An 18568-nucleotide genomic window follows, 5' to 3' on the forward strand; every position below is an offset into this window, starting at 1 on the left:
GCTGATCATCGAACCAGAGGGATATGACGAGTCACGTCCTCATCACCGGTGGAGCGGGGTTTATCGGATCTCACGTGGCCGACGAGCTCCTGCGCCAGGGGGTCCGCGTCCGGGCGCTCGACAGCCTGGTCCCTCAGGTGCACGGCCCCGACCGCGGCCGCCCGGCCTACCTCGACCCGGAGGTCGAGCTCATCGTCGGCGATGTCCGCGACCGGGACGCGGTGAAATCGGCGCTCCGCGGCGTGGACGCGGTTGTCCACTTCGCGTCCGCGGTCGGGGTCGGACAGAGCATGTACAAGATCGCGGAGTACACCTCGATCAACAACGTCGGCACCGCCGTGCTCCTCGAGGAGCTCGCCGCGAAGCCGGTCTCGAGGCTGCTCGTCGCCTCCAGCATGAGCGTGTATGGCGAGGGGCTCTACCGGGCGGCCTCCGGCGCGGTGGTCCCCGGCGCGAGCCGGCCGCTCGAGCAGCTCAAGCGCGGCGACTGGGAGGTCCGGAGCGAGGCGGGCGAGGCGCTCGTGCCCATCCCGACGCCCGAGTCCAAGCCCCCGTCGCTCGAGTCGGTCTATGCGCTCTCCAAGTACGACCAGGAGCGGCTCTGCCTGATGATCGGGCGCGCGTACCAGATCCCGACCGTCGCCCTCCGCTTCTTCAACGTCTACGGCCGCCGCCAGGCCCTCTCCAACCCGTACACCGGCGTCCTCGCCATCTTCGCCGCGAGGCTCCTCAACGACCGTCCGCCCGTGATCTTCGAGGACGGGCTGCAGCGGCGCGATCTCGTGAGCGTCACCGACGTCGCCCGCGCCTGCGTCCGGGCCCTCGGCGCCGACGCCGCGGTGGGCCAGGTGCTCAACATCGGCAGCGGGCGGTCGTACACCGTGCGCGAGGTCGCCGAGCGCGTCCGCGAGGTGATGGGGAAGAGCGGTATCGAGCCCGAGATCGTCGGGAAATCCCGGCTGGGCGACGTCCGGCACTGCTTCGCCGACATCGGCGCGGCGCAGCAGAAGATCGGGTATGCGCCCCGGGTCTCGCTCGAGGAGGGGCTCCGCGATCTCGCCGACTGGCTCGAGGGGCAGGTGGCGAAGGACGCTGTCGCCCAGGCCCGCGCCGAGCTGGAATCCAGGGGGCTGACGGTATGAGCGCCGCGGCGGATGGCCCGGGCGGCGCGACCGCAGCGCCGGGGCGCCCGGCGCTGATCACCGGCGGCGCCGGCTTCATCGGGGCCAACCTGGCCCACCGCCTGCTCCAGGCGGGAGAGACGGTGATCCTCTTCGACAACCTCTCCCGCCCCTCGGTGGCGCGCAACGTCGAGTGGTTGAGGCGCACCCACGGCGACCGCGTCACGCTGATCACCGGCGACGTGAGGGACGCCCGCGCGGTCGCGGCCGCAGTCCGGCGCGCCTCCAGCGTCTTCCACTTCGCCGCCCAGGTGGCCGTGACGACGAGCCTCGTCCAGCCGGTGGAAGACTTCGAGATCAACGCCCGCGGGACGCTCAATGTGCTCGAGGCGATCCGCGCCGAGAGCGCCCCGCCGCCGCTCCTGCTCACGTCCACCAACAAGGTGTACGGCGGCCTCCCCGACGTCCCGCTCTCGTGCAGCGGCCGGCGCTACGAGCCCTCGGATCCGGAGCTCCGGGCCTCCGGCGTCTCCGAGGCCCGCCCGCTCGATTTCCACAGCCCCTACGGCTGCTCCAAGGGCGCGGCGGACCAGTACGTCATCGATTATGCCCGCACCTTCGGGCTCCCCGCGGCGGTGTTCCGGATGAGCTGTATCTACGGTCCTCGCCAGTTCGGGACCGAGGACCAGGGGTGGGTCGCGCATTTCCTCCTCCAGGCGCTCCGGCGGGAGCCGATCACCCTTTATGGCGACGGGATGCAGGTCCGGGACGTGCTCTTCATCGACGACCTCGTCGACGCGCTCCTCCTCGCCCGCAGGGACATCCGGCAGATCTCGGCGTCGGCGTTCAACGTCGGCGGGGGCCCGGAGAACACCCTCAGCCTGCTCGAGCTGCTCGATCTCATCGAGGAGCTCGACGGCAAGCGCCCCCTGATCGGCTTCGAGGGGTGGCGGCCGGGCGATCAGCGGTACTACGTCTCCGACTGCCGCCGGCTCTCCGCGGCCACGGGGTGGTGGCCGCGCGTCCGGGTCCGCGAGGGGGTGCGCAGGCTGCACGGCTGGCTGCGGGAGATGACGGAGGCGACCGGCGCCGCGAAGGCCGCCGGCGTCGGCCAGCCCGCGAAGGAGCCGTGCGCGGGGGGCGTCCGGTGAGGTTCGCGCTCGTCAACCCGGCCTGGAGCTTCGAGGGGAGCATCTATTTCGGCTGCCGCGAGCCTCACCTGCCCCTCGAATACGGTTATGCCAGGGCGCTGCTCGAGGCCGCGGGGCACGAGGCGACCCTCGTCGACGCCCAGGCCCGGGGCCTCGCCGACGGCGCCCTCCGCGACGAGGTCGCCGCGCTCCGCGCCGACGCGATCGTGGTGACCACCGCGCCGAGCTACCTCTTCTGGCGCTGCGCCCCGCCCGAGCTCCGCGTCCCGCAGCAGGCGCTCCACGCGCTCCACGGGCTGCCAGGGCTCCGGCTCGCGGTGGGCCCCCACGCCTCCACCACCCCCCGCGCCACCCTGCGCAAGCTCGGGGTCGACGCCGTGGTGATGGGCGAGTGCGAGGACGTGCTGGTGGAGCTCGCCGATCGCCCGCGATCGCGCTGGGGCGAGATCGATGCGATCGCCTGGCTGGAAGGCGACGAGGCGCGCGTGCAGGGCGGCCCGCGCGCGTCGGACATGGCCCGGCTGCCGGCCCTCCGCTGGGACGACGCCACGGTGGCGCGCCACGCCCACCACCACCACCGCTTCGACACCACGCCGATCGGCCCCGGCGCCGAGGTCGAGGCGTCGAGAGGGTGCCCCTACCACTGCACCTTCTGCGCGAAGGACAACTTCCGCGACGGCTACCGCAAGCGCCCCCTCGAGGTGCTCCTCGACGAGCTCGACGGGCTCGTCGCCCAGGGGGTTCGTTACGTCTATTTCATCGACGAGATCTTCCTGCCGGATCGCCCGCTGCTCGAGGCGCTCGTCGATCGCCCGGTGTCGTTCGGCGTCCAGATGCGCGTCGACAACTGGAGCCGGGAGATGCTCGACCTGCTCGGGAGAGCGGGGTGCGTCTCGATCGAGGCAGGGGTGGAGAGCATCACCCGGGAGGGCAGGAGCCTCCTGGCCAAGCGCTGCAGGCTCTCGACCGAGCAGCTCGGCGATCTCCTGATCCACGCCAAGAAGAGCGTCCCCTTCGTCCAGGCGAACCTGATCCAGTCGCCGACCGACGATCCCGCGGACGTCGCCGCCTTCCGGGAGCGGCTCCAGCAGCACGGCGTGTGGGCGAACGAGCCGGTGCCGATGTTCCCTTACCCGGGCTCGCCCGAGTACACGATGCGCTGGGGCACCCCCGACGACGAGGCATGGGAGCGCTCGGTCGCGCACTACCTCGATCGGTTCGATCGCTTCAGCGACCTCCAGGACAGCCGCCCTCTACCGCTCTCCGCGCTGGAGATCGCGCCCCCCGGCCATGGCTGACGCCGCGCGCGCCCCCGGCTCCGTCCTGATGACCGCCGACACGGTGGGGGGCGTCTTCTCCTACGCGATCGAGCTCGCGCGCGCGCTCGCGGCGCGCGGGATCCGGACGTCGCTCGCCACCCTGGGGGGGCCGCTCTCCGCGCCCCAGCGCGAGGCCGCGGGCCGCGTGCCCGGGCTCGCCGTCTTCGAGAGCTCCTTCCGGCTCGAGTGGATGGAGGACCCCTGGGACGACGTCGCGCGCGCCGGGGACTGGCTCCTCGAGCTCGAGGAGCGCGTCCGCCCGGCGCTCATCCACCTGAACGGCTATGCGCACGGCGCCCTCGGCTTCCGCGCTCCGAAGCTCGTGGTGGCCCACTCGTGCGTCCTCTCCTGGTGGGCCGCGGTCCTCGGCGGGGAGGCGCCGCCGCGGTACGATCGCTACCGGCGCGAGGTGGCCCGGGGGCTCGCCGCCGCGCCGGCGGTGGTGGCCCCGACCCGGGCGATGCTCGACGCCCTCCTGCGCCACCACGGCCCGCTCCCCGGGGGCGCGCGGGCGGAGGTGATCCCCAACGCCGCCGACCCCGCGCGGTTCGCCCCGCGCCCCAAGGAGGAGCTCGTCCTCGCGGTGGGGCGGCTCTGGGACCAGGCCAAGAACATCGAGGCGCTCGGCGAGGTGGCCCCTCACCTGCCCTGGCCGATCCAGGTGGCCGGGAGCGACGTCCGCCCCGGCGGGGGCGCGGGCGCGACACCCCTCCCCTCGCCCCTCCCCTCGCTCGGACACCTCGGCGTGCTCTCGCCGTCCGCCGTCGCCGCCGCGCTCGGCCGCGCGTCGATCTACGCTCACCCGGCCCGCTACGAGCCGTTCGGCCTGTCGGTCCTGGAGGCGGCGCTCTCCGGGTGCGCCCTCGTCCTGGGCGACATCCCCAGCCTGCGCGAGGTCTGGGGGGACGCGGCCCTCTACGTGGATCCCGGCGACACGGAGGCCCTCCGGCGCGCGCTCCGGGCGCTCATCGACGCGCCCGGCGCGCGGCGCGAGATGGCCACGCGCGCCCGCGCCCGCGCCCTCGGCTTCTCGCCGCGGCGGATGGCCCGGGGCTACCTGCGCCTCTACGGCGAGCTCCTCGGTCGCGGGCCCAGCGAAGAGCGCCCGCCGTCGAGGGGGGAGCACGCGCCGGCGCGCGGGGCGGCCGAGAGGCTCGAGCTGCGCGAAACCTCGGGCATGGCGGCCGCGCCCCCCGTGAAGAAGGCGAGCGCGCCATGCGCATAGCCCTGTTCTGCCACTCCCTGCTCTCCGACTGGAACCACGGGAACGCGCACTTCCTCCGCGGCGTGGTCACCGAGCTCGCCGAGCGCGGGCACGAGGTCCGCGCCTTCGAGCCGAGGGACGCCTGGAGCCTCCAGAACCTCGTCGCCGATCACGGCGAGGCGCCCCTGCGCGAGGTGAGGGAGGTCTACCCGCGCGTCGATCCGATCCGGTACGACCTTGCCTCGCTCGACCTGGACGAGGCGCTCGAGGGCACCTCGCTCGTCATCGTCCACGAGTGGAGCGAGCCCGAGCTGGTCGCCCGCGTCGGCGCGCATCGGGCACGCGCGTCGTACCGGCTGCTCTTCCACGACACACACCACCGGTCGGTCACGGATCCCGGGGCCATGGCCCGCTACGACCTCACCCGCTACGACGGCGTCCTCGCCTTCGGCCGGGTGATCCGCGACCTCTACCTCGCGCGCCGCTGGGCCCGCCGGGCCTTCGTCTGGCACGAGGCAGCGGACGTCCGCGTGTTCCGCCCGCGCCGCGGGGCCCGGCCGGAGCGCGATCTCGTGTGGATCGGCAACTGGGGCGACGAGGAGCGCACCCGCGAGCTCGACGCGTTCCTGATCGGCCCGGCGCGCGATCTCGGCCTCTCCGCCCGCGTGCACGGGGTGCGTTACCCCGACCACGCCCGCGCCGCGCTCGACGCGGCCGGGATCGAGCACCGGGGCTGGCTCCCCAACTACCGCGCTCCCGAGGCGTTCGCGCGGGCCAGGGTGACAGTCCACGTCCCGAGGAGGCCCTACGTCGCCTCGCTCCCGGGGATCCCGACCATCCGGCCGTTCGAGGCCATGGCCTGCGCCATCCCGCTCGTCTGCTCGCCGTGGAGCGACGCGGAGGGGCTGTTCTCGCCCGGCCGCGACTACCTCGTCGCCCGGGACGGCGACGAGATGAAGCGGCGCCTCGCGGCCCTCCTCGCCGAGCCCGCCATGGCCACCGAGCTGGCGGAGCGGGGGCGCGCGACGATCCTCGCGCGCCACACGTGCGCCCACCGGGTCGACGAGCTCCTCGCCATCGCCGCCGAGCTCGGCGTCGAGGTCGACCGCCCCGCGCCCGCCGCCACACCCCAGCGAGCCACGTCATGACGAACCGACGCCCGACCCCGAGCCGATCGCTCGACATCGCCTTCTTCGGATCGAGCCTCGTCTCCGCCTACTGGAACGGAGCCGCCACCTACTACCGCGGCATCCTCCGCGCGCTCGCGGCGCGAGGGCACCGCATCACCTTCCACGAGCCGGACGCCTACGATCGCCAGAAGCACCGCGACATCGAGGACCCGCCGTGGGCCCGCGTCGTCGTCTACTCCGGCGCCGACCCCGCGGAGCCCAGGCGGCTCGTCGAGCAGGCCCGGAGCGCCGACGTGGTCGTCAAGGCCAGCGGCGTCGGCGTCTTCGACGAGCTGCTCGAGGCCGAGGTCGCCGCGCTCGATCGGCCGGGGCTCACCACGATCTTCTGGGACGTCGACGCCCCGGCCACGCTGGAGCGGGTCCGCGCCGCGCCGTCGGATCCCTTCCGCGCGCAGATCCCGCGCTACAACCTGGTCTTCACCTACGGCGGCGGCGACCCGGTGGTGCGCGGCTACGAGGCGCTCGGCGCGCGGCGCTGCGCGCCGATCTACAACGCGCTCGACCCCGAGACCCACTTCGAGGTCGCGCCAGACCCTCGATTTCATTGTGATTTTGCGCTGCTCGCCAACCGCCTGCCGGACCGGGAGCGGCGCGTGGAGGAGTTCTTCCTGCGGCCCGCGGCCGCGCTCCCCGGGCTCCGGTTCCTCCTTGGCGGCAGCGGCTGGCAGGACAAGGGGATGCCCCCGAACGTCCGGTACGTCGGGCACGTCTACACGGCGGATCACAACGCCTTCAACGCCAGCGCCCGCGCGGTGCTGAACGTGGCCCGCGACAGCATGGCGTCGGTCGGCTTCTCCCCGGCGACCCGGGTCTTCGAGGCCGCGGGCGCGGCCGCGTGCCTCGTCACGGACGCGTGGGAGGGGATCGAGCTCTTCCTCGAGCCCGGGCGCGAGGTGCTGGTCGCGAGGAGCGGCGACGACGTCGCGGAGATCCTCCGGGCGCTCACGCCCGAGCGGGCCCGCGCCATCGGCAGGGCGGCGAAGCAGCGCGTGCTCGCGGGGCACACCTACGCCGAGCGCGCGAGGCAGGTCGAGGCCCTGCTGGCCCGCCCCGACGGCGCAACCCTCACCGCGATCGCGCCGCCGTGAAGCCCATCTCCTTCGTCTTCCTGGGCCTGTCGATCACCTCGTCGTGGGGCAACGGCCACGCGACGACGTACCGCGGGCTGCTCAGGCGGCTGGCCCAGCGGGGGCACAGCGTGCTGTTCCTGGAGCGGGACCTCTCGTTTTACGCCGAGAACCGCGATCTCCCGAGCCCGCCCTACGGCCGGACCGAGCTCTACCGGGATCTCGACGATCTCCGCGCGCGCTTCGGGGGCGCGGTGCGCGACGCGGACCTGGTGGTCGTCGGGTCCTACGTGCCCGACGGCGCCGAGGTCGGCGCCTGGGTGACGGAGACGGCGCGCGGGAAGACCGCGTTCTACGACATCGACACGCCGGTGACGCTCAAGCAGATCGAGCGGGGCGGCGCCGGGTACCTGTCTCCGGCGCTGATCCCGCGGTACGACCTGTACCTCTCGTTCACCGGCGGCCCGACGCTCGAGCGGCTCGAGCGCCGCCACGGGGCGAAGCGCGCGCGACCGCTCTACTGCGCGGTGGATCCGGACGAGTATTTCCCGGAGCGCGCGCCGCTCCGGTGGGATCTCGGCTACCTCGGCACGTACAGCGCCGATCGCCAGCCCACGCTGGACCGGCTCCTGGTCGCGCCGGCGCGCCGCTGGGGGCGAGGCCGCTTCGTGGTCGCCGGCCCGCAGTACCCGGCGGACATCGGCTGGCCCACCAACGTCGAGCGCACGGATCACGTCCCGCCGGGCGCGCACCGCGGCTTTTACGGCGCGCAGCGCTTCACGCTCAACGTCACCCGCCGGGACATGATCGAGGCGGGGTACTCGCCGAGCGTGCGCCTCTTCGAGGCGGCGGCGTGCGGCGTGCCGGTGATCAGCGACGACTGGCCGGGCCTCGACGAGCTCTTCGAGCCGGGCAAGGAGATCCTGGTCGCCCGCTCCCCGGAGGAGGTCCTCCACCTGATCCGCGAGCTCCCCGAGCGGGAGCGGATCGCGATCGGCCAGCGGGCGCGCGAGCGCGTGCTCGCCCGACACACCGCGGCGCACCGCGCCGAGGCGCTGGAGAGATACACCCGGGAGCTGCTCGACGAGCAGGGCGCGCCGGAGCGCCGGAGCGCCCGAGAGACCGGGGACGATGACGTCGACGTGGGGAGTCGACCTGGAGAGGAGGTCAGAGAGACATGAGCGCAGCGCTCCGCATCCTGGTGACCGGGGGCGCCGGATTCGTCGGCTCCCACCTGTGCGATCGGCTGATCCGGGAGGGCCACGAGGTCGTCGCGCTCGACGATCTCTCGACGGGCTCCCGGGACAACGTCGCCCATCTCCTCTCTCACCGGCGCTTCCGGCTGGTGGAGCACGACGTCATGCAGCCGTACGAGCGGGAGGTCGACCGCATCTACAACCTCGCCTCGCCGGCGAGCCCGCCGCATTACCAGCGCGATCCGGTCCGGACCACGATGGTCAACGTGCTCGGCGCGCTCCACGCGCTGGAGCTCGCCGAGGGCTGCGGGGCGCGGGTCTTCCAGGCGTCGACCAGCGAGGTCTACGGCGATCCCGAGGTCCACCCGCAGCCGGAGGGCTACCGAGGCGCGGTGAACCCGATCGGGATCCGCTCCTGTTATGACGAGGGGAAGCGCTGCGCCGAGTCGCTGATGATGGACTTCCACCGCCGTCGCGGGGTCGAAGTACGCCTGGCGCGGATCTTCAACACGTACGGTCCGCGGATGGCGCTCGATGACGGTCGGGTGGTGTCGAACTTCATCGTGCAGGCGCTCCGGGGTGAGGATCTCACAGTGTACGGCGATGGCTCCCAGACACGGAGCTTCTGCTACGTGGAGGACCTCATCGACGGGATCGTCCGGCTGATGGAGCACCCGGCCGAGACGGGCCCGGTGAACCTGGGCAATCCCGAGGAGTTCACGGTGCTGGAGCTCGCCGAGGAGGTGCTCCACCTGACCGGGAGCCGGGGTCGGGTGGTGTTCCGTCCGCTGCCCGAGGACGATCCGAGGCAGCGGCAGCCGGTCATCGATCGCGCGAGGCGGGTGCTCGGGTTCGAGCCGAAGGTGCCGTTGCGCACGGGTCTGCGCCGCACGATCGAGGGTTTCCGGAGCGCGCTCGGGCTGGGCCACCGCGCACCTGGGCTCCCGGTGTCGGACGATGACGCACCGTTGCCCCGGGCCGCGAACGGCTGAGCCGAGCCGACCGTGGAGTCGCTGCGGCGCTCGTGATACCGTCAGCTCTCTGACGCCCGATTGTCGCACAGGGCCGTGCGGCGAACGGCAGGGGCACTGCGCCCTTAACTTAGAGCGAAGGAGAGCGGCATGGATCTCAGGGCATGGTGCGCGGCGCTCTGCGCGGCGACGGTGGGTCTCGTGGGCTGCGGCGGGGACTCGGGCACGAGCGATACCAGCGGTTCGCCGGGCGGCTCGGGCTCGGGCGCGGGCAGCGGGCAGGGGAGTGGCTCGAGCGGCCAAGGGGGTTCCTTCGGCGAGGGGGTCGGCTCCGGCAGCGGGTCCGGCAGCGGGACCAGCGGGGGAGGAGGCAGCGGCGCGGCCTCCTCGGGGTGCGAGCACGTCGATGTCGTGTTCGCGCTCGACAACTCCTCGAGCATGGATGAGGAGAAGGCAACGATGCGCGACGTCGTGTTCCCGGCGTTCGCGCAGGCGTTGCTCAATATCGATAGCATCCTCGACTTCCGCGCGGCCGTGATGGACGCCTGCCCCCTTCCCGCCACCTTCCACACGCGCGGCGCCGCGGGCGAGTGCTCGTTCCAGAGCGGCAAGGCGTGGATGGAGAGCACGAGCACCGCGCTCACGAGCGAGTTCCAGTGCGCTGCAGATCTCTATGGGGACGACGTCGAGTGCACCGGCGACAGCGACGACGAGCAGCCCGCGTCCGCCGTCGCCGCCGCGCTGGAGCCGCCGTTCTCGACCGCCGAGAACGCGGGGTTCCTCCGCGACGACGCCCTGCTCGTGGTGGTGGCGATCACCGACGAGGACGAGCAGCCCGTCCCGCGCCAGACGCCGCAGCAGATCCACGATCGGCTGGTCGCCGCGAAGGGCGACGCGAAGAACGTGGTGTTCCTCGGCATCGCCGGGAGGCGGGAGTGCGAGGGCGAATATGGGAGCGCGCAAGAGGCCGAGGACATGCAGGAGCTCGTGGACCTGTTCGCCGCCGACGGCCGTGGGTTCTTCTGGGATCTGTGCGAAGGGCACCTCGAGGACGGCCTCACGAACGCCTTCGCGGCGATCGAAGAGGCGTGTGTGGAGTTCGTGCCCATCAACTGACCGCACCGGCGAACAGAACTGACGAAGGGCGCCTCGGACGGCGCCGAAGGCGCCGCCGGCAGGCTGCCGCGGCCAGCTCTCCTGGTCTTCCTCCAGTGCTCCGCCCTCCTCGGCGCCGAGCTGGTCGACTTCCTCCCACAACGCATCGAGCTCCAGCTGGAGTCCTTCGCGACGCCCTCGCGAAGAGATCCTTGACGGCAGACGATGCTGCAGTTATAAAAAGTAACACCGTTACGTAAGACGATGGAGGCGGCGGCTGCGCCGCCCGGAGGCCAGGCGACACGGACATGGCGAGCTCGCGCCCGAGGACCACGAAGATCAGCGGCACGACCCAGGCGGAGCGCCTGCAGGCGTCGAGCCAGCAGCGCCGCGAGCAGCAGAAGGAGAACCTGCGGGGCGCCATCCTGGCGGCGGCGGGCGAGCTGTTTCTGGAGCAGGGCTACGAGGCGTTCTCGATGCGCCAGGTGGCCGAGCGCATCGGCTACTCGGCGACGACGATCTACCGCTATTACGAGGACAAGGACGATCTCCTGTTCGCCATCGTTCACGACGGCTTCACCGAGTTCCAGCGGGCGCTCGTCGCGGCCGCCGAGAGCACGGCGGACCCGATCGAGCGGCTCGTGGCGCTCGGCGCCGCGTACGTTCGCTTCGGCATGGACAACCCGGTGCACTACCGGCTGATGTTCATGCAGCGCTTCGATTTCGTCTTCGACCAGCGGAAAGCGCGGCAACAGCCGATGATCGATTCGTTCAACGTGCTGCAAGACGCGGTCGCGTCCGCGATGGACGCCGGCCTGATGCAGCGCGGCGACGTGGAGCGCCACAGCCAGGTGGTCTGGGCCCTGGTCCACGGGATCACCGCCCTCGGCCTGGCCGATCGCGGCCGCTTCACGGCCGACGACGTCGACCGGACCCTGGAGATCGCCATGAAGATGATGGTCCGAGGCCTGCGCCCCTGATCGCTCTCTTTTTTTCCCGCAAAGTTAACACTGTTACGAATAGTTTCGTCGTTACAACCAGCAGCCGGTGGAGGGTATGATGGATAGGGTCTTTGGACTGAGCGGCTTCCTCGTGATGCCGTTCTGGTTCCTGATGGTTTTTCTGCCCCGCTCTCGATGGACGCGGCGGATCATGGAGTCGCCGCTCGTGGTCGTAGCGCCCGCGCTGCTCTACACGGCGCTCGTCCTCCCGGTCATCCGCGAGGTGTTCCCGATCGTCAACCAGCCGAGCCTCGCGGCGGTCGCCCCGCTGCTCGGCTCGCCCGCGGGCGCCACGATCGGCTGGGTTCACTTCCTCGCCTTCGATCTCTTCGTGGGCCGGTGGGTGTACCTCGACAGCCGCGATCGCGACATCTCGCCGTGGCTCATGGCTCCGGTGCTCTATCTGACGCTGATGCTCGGGCCGATGGGGTTCTCGCTCTACCTCGCCGTCCGCGCGATCGCCGATCGATCGCCGCGCGCCGTCGTCACGACCGCGGCGCCGCGCCGCGCCGGGGAGGCCTGACATGAGCGCCCGCTCGCTGAGCCCCTCGCTCTCGCTGCCTCGCTCGATCGAGGAGCTCCTCCGGCGAAGCCCCGTCCTGTTCATGGCGGCGGCCGCCCACGTCGCGCTGCTCGTCCTGCTGCTCGCCGTCGCCCCGCTCGACGCGCGCCTCGTGATGGGGGTGAACCCGTGGATCAAGCCCGCGAAATTCGCCGCCTCGATCGCCATCTACCTCCTGACGATCAACTGGCTCGTCGGCGATGTCGCGCTGCCGCAGCGAGGCCGGAGGGCCGTCGTCTGGGGCACGGTGGCGATGGTGAGCTTCGAGATGATCGCGATCACCGCGCAGGCGGCGCGGGGCGTGGCGTCGCACTTCAATCAATCGACGCTGTTCGACGGGGCGGTGTTCGCGCTCATGGGCATCGCCATCCTGGTGAACACGGCGCTCGCGGCGTACCTCGCGTACAGGTTCTGGGCGACGCGACCCCCGCTGCCGGCCCCGTATCTCTGGGGCATCCGGCTGGGTCTCCTGCTGTTCCTGCTGGCCTGCGCGGAAGGCGGCTTCATGTCGGCGCACAACGCGCACAGCGTCGGCGTCGCCGACGGCGGGCCTGGCCTCCCCGCCGTCAACTGGAGCACGCGAGGAGGCGACCTGCGCATAGCCCACTTCTTCGGGATGCACGCGCTGCAAGCCGTCCCGCTGGTCGGGTACTGGCTGTCGGCGCGGGCGCCGGGGTCGGGGCCGCGCACGCGGCGGGCAGTGGGATGGGTGATCGCGTTCGGCATCGGCTACGGCGCCGTCGCGCTGGCGCTCTTCCTGACGGCCCTCGCAGGGCGACCGCTGATTCGGATGTAGCGCGCCGAGCGGACGGCGGTCCTGCGCTGCTGGAAGCAAAGAGGCGAGCCGGCGCGGACCGCTGCCGCGTGACGATGGGCGCGAGCGGAATGTCATCAACCGGACGACGGCGCCTGCAATGAATCCGTCACTTCATCGTCACCGACGGACAACAACAAGCAGGCGCCACGCCACACAACTGACACAAATTCCGTCTAGGCTCTCCAGCGCGTCTGCGCCTGCCGCTGTTTCCCACCCGCGAGGCTCGCCATGCCTGACAATTTCGTCGTCCAATCAAGCGCCCTGCCCTCTTCCACCAAGCTCGTAGCTTTTCACGGCACCGAGGGCATCTCGAAGCCCTATCGCTTCGAGCTCTACCTGGTGATGACGAACGACGTCGGCCAGAGCTTTGATATGGCGGCGGCCGTGGGGCAGCCGGTGAGCATCTCCCTGGAGCGGAGCGACGGCGGCGAGCCCTTCCTTCGGAGCGGCGTCCTCGGCAGCATCGAGCTCATCAACGAGTTCGCCGGCCGGTCCGTCTTCCGGGCCACCATGGTCCCGCGCCTCGCCTTGCTCGCCATGTCGTTTCACAGCCGTGTCTTCACCGCGCAGGCCATCCCGGCGATCCTTCAAGCCGTCCTTCAGAAGGGCGGCGTCACGGACTGCTCCCTCCAGCTCCAGGGCTCCTACACCGCCGAAGAGCATGTCTGTCAGTACCGCGAGACCGACTATGCCTTCGTCGCCCGGTGGATGGAGCGCGAAGGCATCTATTATCACTTCGAGCATGGGGAGGGCGGCGAGACGCTGGTGCTGGTCGATGACAAGTCGGCCCATCAGCCCCATGGCGGCAAGCCCATTCGTTACTACCCGCAGCCAGGCGGCGCCAACACCGCGAAGGACACGTTCCACGCCTTCACCTGCCGGCATGACGCCATGCCCGGCACGGTCCGCCTCAAGGACTACAACTACGCCACGCCGGCCGTACCGGTCACCGGGCAGGCGTCGGTCAGCCCCAAGGGCTTCGGCGAGGTCAGCCTGTACGGCGCGCGGTTCTTCTCGTCGGGCGACGGGGCGCGGCTGGCGCGGATCAAGGCCGAGAGCCTCTCCGCGACCGGCGTCGTCTACCAGGCGATGGGCAAGGCAGCGACGGTGGTCCCTGGGTTCACCTTCGAGATCGAGGACCACCCGCGGGCCGCGTTCAACACGAAGTACCTGACCATCGAGGTCGAGCACTGGTCCAACCAGGCCCCGGACATGCCCGAGCTCCGCGACTTCGCGACGTGGACCGAGAACTACCGCATGGAGGCCAAGGCCATCCCCGTGACGACGCAGTTCCGCGCGCCGCAGGTCACCGAGTGGCCGCGCATCTACGGCACCGAGATCGCGATCGTCGAGGGCGCGGCGGTCAGCGAGTACGCGCAGATCGACACCCATGGTCGCTACCGGATCAAGTTCCACTTCGACGAGAGCGACCTGAGCGGGGGGAAGGCGTCGACCTGGGTCCGGATGCTGCAGCCCCACGGCGGCGGCATCGAGGGCTTCCACTTCCCGCTGCGCGCTGGCGTCGAGGTCATGTGCGCCTTCGAGGGGGGCGATCCCGACCGGCCGGCCATCGTCGGCGTCGCGCCCAACGCGCTGACGCCGAGCCCGGTCACGTCGGGGAACAACACGCGGAACGTGATCCAGACGGGCGGGCGGAACCGGCTCGAGCTCGAAGACCAGGCCGGGCAAGAGCGGGTCACGCTGTCGACGCCCTATGACAACACCTACCTCCGGATGGGGGCGCCCAACGGCGGATCTTCGTATGAAGTCAAGTCGCAGGGCCACGCCTATGTATGGATCGGAGGCAGCTCCGAGAACATCGTAGGTGGCAACCGAACGGCGATCACCGTGGGCATCTCCGAGAGCGTGATCGGGGGCTTCAGCCTGAGCGCCGTCGGGGGGTACGCCGGGAGCTTCATCGCTGGATACTCACAGAACGTGATCTTGGGCTATCGCCATACGACCATCCTCGGCAATGAGAAGACGATCCTCCGCGGCAACCGAAAGACCACCATCACGAAGGATCGTACCACGAGGATCGGGGGCGACGACACGTTCATGCTCGTGGGCGATCGCGTCGCCACCATCAGGGGCAACAGCAGCTTGCGCGTCTTTGGGAGGCGTAACACCAACATCCAGGGCCGCGACAAGAGCACTTTCTTCAACGGGCGAGAGACGACGATCCACGTGTCGAACCAGACGACGGTCAACGGCACCAGCGAGGTCGACATCAACGGCACGCGACGTGCGGACGTCCGCGGCCACGCCACCAGCAACTTCTACGCAGGGCGAACGACCACCGTTCACGCGGGGGGAAGCAGGAAGACGATCAGGGGTGGTAACACCGCCGAGGTCTTCGGCCCGGTCAAATTCACGCTTCACGGGCCGAAGCAAAGCACTGTCAATGGCCCTGCCGAGAGCACCATCACCGGGCTCTACAAGACCACGATCGGGTCGCGAATCGAGATCATCAGGGGAACCAAGACCGAGAGGATCAACGGGCTGGCATACAAATATGCCCCCAAAGAGATAAAGAAAGTGACGTTCGCCGAGGTCAACGCGAAGGGGCTCAAGCATAGCGTCGAGCTGTATCGCATTCAATACCAGCTCGGCTTCCACAAGGGGCAGCTGCACCTCATCCAGTAATTCACCTGCTGCTTGTGGAACAGCCTCGCGCTGAGCGCTGAGTCGAACGCCCCATCGAGCCCGCCACCCTGGAGTCCGTCGGATGAAAATCGTCAAGCCCATGCGCCTCGGGGTGGTGCCGAGGGTCTTCATGCACCAGCGCACCCCGCACCTCGTGGTCACCACCTTCGTCGGCTTCTCCTACGACCGGCCGGCCCGGCTGCTCTATGAGCCCACGGTCTGGAAGATGGCCATGGAGGAGCTCGGCGAGGACGGCCTCCTCGACGAGTTCAACCCCAAGACCCGGGGCGAGCTCCTCGTCACGGGCCGCTGCTATCCGCCGGGGCGCGTCGCCCGCCCCGCGAGCTCGGTCCGCGTCCAGCTCGGACCCATCAACAAGAGCCTCTACGTCATCGGCGACCGGACGTGGGGGATGCTCGGCATGTCGGACCCGGCGCCCTTCACCGAGATGCCCGTCACCTGGCGAAACGCCTTTGGCGGGAAGGATTTCGCCAGGAACCCGCTGGGCAAAGGCCACGGCGACAAGAGCGCGGCGCTCCCCAACATCGAGTCGCCCAAGCACCTCATCCACGCGCGCAGCGACTGCCCGATGCCCGCCGGCCTCGACGGCTACGACCTGACGTGGCCCCAGCGGTTCTCCAAGATCGGCACCTACGACGCGGCGTGGCGCGACGAGTGCTTCCCTGGTCTTGCGCGGGATCTGGACCCGACGCTGTTCAACATGGCCCCGGAAGACCAGCAGATCGACGGTTTTTTCCGGGGCGACGAGGCCTTCGTGGTCGAGAACATGCACCCCGACAAGCCCCGGATCGAAGGTGCCCTCCCCGGGGTTGCAAGTCGATGCTTCGTCGTCCTCAAGGCGAGCGACGGTGTGGAGATCCACGAACCCGCGATGAAGCTCGACACGGTGCGTCTGTTCCCGCACCGCGAGCGAGGGGTCGTCCTCTTCCGCGGCGGCATCGAGATCTCCGAGGACGACGCGGACGACGTGGTGGCCGTGCTGGTCGCCTGCGAAGCGATGGGTGCTCCCAGGCCCGTCGCGTATTACCACGATTACCTGATCCCCCGGCTTGGCCTTGCGAGCAACGATCTCCCGGATGACCAGGACGACGTGCTCATGCCCGAGCCCGAAGATCCGGAGGCGCCGCCGCTGCCCGATGACACGCTCTCCGGGCTCGCGTCGAAGCTCAGGCGAGAGGGGTTTCTGGGAGGCACTCCGGCTCGATCCGTCAAGCGCGCGGCTGGAGCCGCGGCCGGCGCGGGGGTCGTCACCACCGGTGTCCACGAGGCGGGAGCAGCGGAGGACCCCGACGTCGAAGCGGCCGAGGCCGAGCTCGAGGGGGACCAGGACGTCGAGGCGACCGAGGCCGAGCTCGCCGAGGTGGGGACCGACTCCGAGTACCTCGTCGCCGCGGCCGACGAGGACGAGGACGAGGCGGAGCCAGCCACGGACTTCCCAGAGGGCACGGAGACGGAGGAAGAGGAGAGCCCCGCGTGGTCCCAGGCGGACACGGGGGTGGACCACGAGGCGGACCCGGAGGCACTCGCGTTTGCAGCCTCGGCGACGACGCCCGCCCTGGAAGACGACCCCGAGGAGGCCGAAGCGCTTCGCGCGCAGGAAGCGCTCACGGAATGGGGCAAGAAGCAGCTGCGAGACCATGGCATCGATCCAGCGGCGCACCTCGCCCAGGAAGAGCCCTCCGACGACCTCGCGTCCCTCGATGACCCGGAAGAACCCGAAGAGGCCGTGGTCCGCTTGGTCGAGGGCAAGCTCGGCAGCGGGCTGACGGCGCACGGGGTCGACGTCGGTGCCTTGTTGGCGAGGGCGCGTCAGAACGCCGCCGAGCGTCCGAGCGAGATCAGGATGTCGGAGGTCCGCGAGCGCATGCGGCAGTCGCTGACGAGCGAGGGCTTCACGCCAGAGAAGACCGAAGCGCTGGTGTCGTCGCTGGATTGGCGAGCCTTCGAGGACGAGACCCAGGCCGCCGCTGGCGAGGACCTCGACGACACATTCCACCTCCCCGACGAGGCGCCCGAAGCTGCCCACGCCCTGCCCGAGGACGAGGCGTGGGGCGGTGAAGCTGCGGACGGCGAGGGCTTCGCGTCTGCGGAGGATCTGGACGACAGGGCTTCGTCCTTCGCCGAGCTGGGCGAAGACGGGCCGCGGCTCGCGCACCTCCTGGCGGCCTCCGCGCCCCTCGACAGCGAAGAATCGCTGCGACTTCGCCGCGAAGTGGAGGCCGGGCACAAGGAGGGGCGGAGCTTCGCGGGGTGCGACCTCACGGGCGCCGACCTCTCTCACCTCGACCTCGAGGGGATCGACCTCGAGGGCGCCATGCTCGAGTCGGCCTTTCTCACCGGGAGCATCCTGCGAAAGGCGAAGCTCACGGGAGCCATCCTGGCCCGAGCCAACCTGGAGGCCGCGGATCTCTCGGAGGCCAGGCTCAACGGAGCCAATTTTGGTTCGGCGTGCCTGCGGGACGTGAAGGCCACGGGAGGCGTCGATTTCGGCGAGGCCGTGCTCGTCAAGGCGGACCTCTGGGGAGCGGATCTGTCCGGCGCCAATCTCTCGCGCGCCGACCTCTCCGAGGCCAATTTCTGCGACACCAACCTGGAGAACGTCGTCGCGGAAGAGGCGATGTTCCAGCAGGTGGACCTCACGGGAGCGCGCCTCGTGGGCGCGCGGCTCTCGGGGTGCACCTTCAACGAGGTGAATGTGACCGAGGTCGATTTCACCGGCGTCGACCTGAGCTCCGCCACCTTCATCGCCGCCCAGGGCGACGGCGCCGTCTTCCGGAGCGTGATGGCAAAGGACCTCACGAGCGTGATGGGCTCGTCCTTCGCCGGCGCAGACTTCTCCGGCGCGACGCTCGCCGGCGCGAACCTGATGGGGACGAGCCTCGCCGGCAGCGACCTCTCCGACGCCGACCTGCGCGGCGCGCTGCTCAACGAGGCCGACCTGACGGAGGCGAGCCTCGATCGCGCGAACCTCGCCGAAGCCATGCTGACCCGCGCCAACCTCACCAGGGCGTCGCTCTACGCCGCCGACCTGAGGCAGAGCATCATGAACCACGCGTGCGTCCAGGGGGCCAACTTCGAGAAAGCCAACCTGTTCAGCGCATGCGCCGATCGAATGGTTGGAGATGACGACACGAGCTTTGCCGGCGCCAACCTCAAGCGACTCAGGGTAATACCGGCCTAGAGCGACAAACGGACTGAAACCACGAG

At 70.5% G+C, this 18568-nt stretch carries 14 protein-coding genes; all 14 read left to right on the plus strand.

Going from position 1 to position 18568, the window contains the following annotated elements; genetic code table 11:
• The first annotated feature begins 23 nt into the window (after nucleotides 1-23).
• The 14 genes from WMF12_RS35130 to WMF12_RS35195 all read left to right on the plus strand — a co-directional run bounded on the left by WMF12_RS35130 (nucleotide 24) and on the right by WMF12_RS35195 (nucleotide 18542).
• Complete coding sequence (locus WMF12_RS35130; RefSeq protein ID WP_437741047.1) at nucleotides 24-1142, plus strand: NAD-dependent epimerase/dehydratase family protein; 1119 nt, start codon at nucleotides 24-26, stop codon at nucleotides 1140-1142.
• Nucleotides 1139-2272 (plus strand): SDR family NAD(P)-dependent oxidoreductase, encoded by a 1134-nt coding sequence (locus tag WMF12_RS35135; protein ID WP_437852360.1) that lies wholly within the window; start codon nucleotides 1139-1141, stop codon nucleotides 2270-2272. Before WMF12_RS35130 ends, WMF12_RS35135 begins: the two co-directional genes overlap by 4 nt.
• Nucleotides 2269-3570: a TIGR04295 family B12-binding domain-containing radical SAM protein gene (locus tag WMF12_RS35140; RefSeq protein WP_437873921.1), complete on the plus strand. Its 1302-nt coding sequence runs from the start codon at nucleotides 2269-2271 to the stop codon at nucleotides 3568-3570. The genes WMF12_RS35135 and WMF12_RS35140 overlap by 4 nt, the downstream gene beginning before the upstream one ends.
• The gene (locus WMF12_RS35145) at nucleotides 3563-4816 is read left to right on the plus strand and encodes a glycosyltransferase family 4 protein (RefSeq protein WP_437852361.1); all 1254 of its coding nucleotides are present in this window, start codon (nucleotides 3563-3565) and stop codon (nucleotides 4814-4816) included. The genes WMF12_RS35140 and WMF12_RS35145 overlap by 8 nt, the downstream gene beginning before the upstream one ends.
• Nucleotides 4807-5943 carry a CgeB family protein gene (locus WMF12_RS35150; protein ID WP_437852362.1) on the plus strand — a complete coding sequence of 379 codons (1137 nt, stop codon included), beginning with the start codon at nucleotides 4807-4809 and terminating at the stop codon, nucleotides 5941-5943. The genes WMF12_RS35145 and WMF12_RS35150 overlap by 10 nt, the downstream gene beginning before the upstream one ends.
• On the plus strand, nucleotides 5940-7073 hold the full coding sequence (locus WMF12_RS35155; RefSeq protein WP_437852363.1) for a CgeB family protein: 1134 nt from the start codon (nucleotides 5940-5942) through the stop codon (nucleotides 7071-7073). The genes WMF12_RS35150 and WMF12_RS35155 overlap by 4 nt, the downstream gene beginning before the upstream one ends.
• Nucleotides 7070-8233, plus strand: coding sequence for a CgeB family protein (locus WMF12_RS35160; RefSeq protein ID WP_437852364.1), 1164 nt, complete (start codon nucleotides 7070-7072; stop codon nucleotides 8231-8233). Before WMF12_RS35155 ends, WMF12_RS35160 begins: the two co-directional genes overlap by 4 nt.
• The gene (locus WMF12_RS35165; RefSeq protein WP_437741054.1) at nucleotides 8230-9240 is read left to right on the plus strand and encodes a UDP-glucuronic acid decarboxylase family protein; all 1011 of its coding nucleotides are present in this window, start codon (nucleotides 8230-8232) and stop codon (nucleotides 9238-9240) included. The genes WMF12_RS35160 and WMF12_RS35165 overlap by 4 nt, the downstream gene beginning before the upstream one ends.
• A 129-nt stretch (nucleotides 9241-9369) precedes the next feature.
• Nucleotides 9370-10335, plus strand: a complete 966-nt coding sequence (locus tag WMF12_RS35170; protein ID WP_437852365.1) for a hypothetical protein — start codon at nucleotides 9370-9372, stop codon at nucleotides 10333-10335.
• Nucleotides 10336-10622: 287 nt separating this feature from the next.
• Nucleotides 10623-11294: a TetR/AcrR family transcriptional regulator gene (locus WMF12_RS35175; RefSeq protein ID WP_437852366.1), complete on the plus strand. Its 672-nt coding sequence runs from the start codon at nucleotides 10623-10625 to the stop codon at nucleotides 11292-11294.
• Nucleotides 11295-11373: 79 nt separating this feature from the next.
• Entirely contained in the window at nucleotides 11374-11838 is a 465-nt protein-coding gene (locus tag WMF12_RS35180; protein WP_437852367.1) for an ABA4-like family protein, read from the plus strand.
• A 1-nt stretch (nucleotide 11839) separates the two neighbouring features.
• Nucleotides 11840-12673, plus strand: a complete 834-nt coding sequence (locus WMF12_RS35185; RefSeq protein WP_437852368.1) for a hypothetical protein — start codon at nucleotides 11840-11842, stop codon at nucleotides 12671-12673.
• A 249-nt stretch (nucleotides 12674-12922) separates the two neighbouring features.
• Nucleotides 12923-15340, plus strand: a complete 2418-nt coding sequence (locus tag WMF12_RS35190; RefSeq protein WP_437852369.1) for a type VI secretion system Vgr family protein — start codon at nucleotides 12923-12925, stop codon at nucleotides 15338-15340.
• A gap of 82 nt (nucleotides 15341-15422) precedes the next feature.
• Nucleotides 15423-18542 (plus strand): DUF2169 family type VI secretion system accessory protein, encoded by a 3120-nt coding sequence (locus WMF12_RS35195; protein WP_437852370.1) that lies wholly within the window; start codon nucleotides 15423-15425, stop codon nucleotides 18540-18542.
• Nucleotides 18543-18568 lie beyond the last annotated feature (26 nt).

The sequence above is a fragment of the Sorangium sp. So ce363 genome (genome assembly GCF_051520435.1).
Lineage (GTDB): Bacteria > Myxococcota_A > Polyangia > Polyangiales > Polyangiaceae > Sorangium > Sorangium cellulosum_B.

Bases quoted from the DNA above. Each gene is read 5' to 3' on its own strand.
- WMF12_RS35130 (WP_437741047.1), top strand. From the start codon at position 24: ATGACGAGTCACGTCCTCATCACCGGTGGAGCGGGGTTTATCGGATCT.
- WMF12_RS35135 (WP_437852360.1), top strand. From the start codon at position 1,139: ATGAGCGCCGCGGCGGATGGCCCGGGCGGCGCGACCGCAGCGCCGGGG.
- WMF12_RS35145 (WP_437852361.1), top strand. From the start codon at position 3,563: ATGGCTGACGCCGCGCGCGCCCCCGGCTCCGTCCTGATGACCGCCGAC.
- WMF12_RS35150 (WP_437852362.1), top strand. From the start codon at position 4,807: ATGCGCATAGCCCTGTTCTGCCACTCCCTGCTCTCCGACTGGAACCAC.
- WMF12_RS35155 (WP_437852363.1), top strand. From the start codon at position 5,940: ATGACGAACCGACGCCCGACCCCGAGCCGATCGCTCGACATCGCCTTC.
- WMF12_RS35165 (WP_437741054.1), top strand. From the start codon at position 8,230: ATGAGCGCAGCGCTCCGCATCCTGGTGACCGGGGGCGCCGGATTCGTC.
- WMF12_RS35170 (WP_437852365.1), top strand. From the start codon at position 9,370: ATGGATCTCAGGGCATGGTGCGCGGCGCTCTGCGCGGCGACGGTGGGT.
- WMF12_RS35175 (WP_437852366.1), top strand. From the start codon at position 10,623: ATGGCGAGCTCGCGCCCGAGGACCACGAAGATCAGCGGCACGACCCAG.
- WMF12_RS35180 (WP_437852367.1), top strand. From the start codon at position 11,374: ATGGATAGGGTCTTTGGACTGAGCGGCTTCCTCGTGATGCCGTTCTGG.
- WMF12_RS35185 (WP_437852368.1), top strand. From the start codon at position 11,840: ATGAGCGCCCGCTCGCTGAGCCCCTCGCTCTCGCTGCCTCGCTCGATC.
- WMF12_RS35190 (WP_437852369.1), top strand. From the start codon at position 12,923: ATGCCTGACAATTTCGTCGTCCAATCAAGCGCCCTGCCCTCTTCCACC.
- WMF12_RS35195 (WP_437852370.1), top strand. From the start codon at position 15,423: ATGAAAATCGTCAAGCCCATGCGCCTCGGGGTGGTGCCGAGGGTCTTC.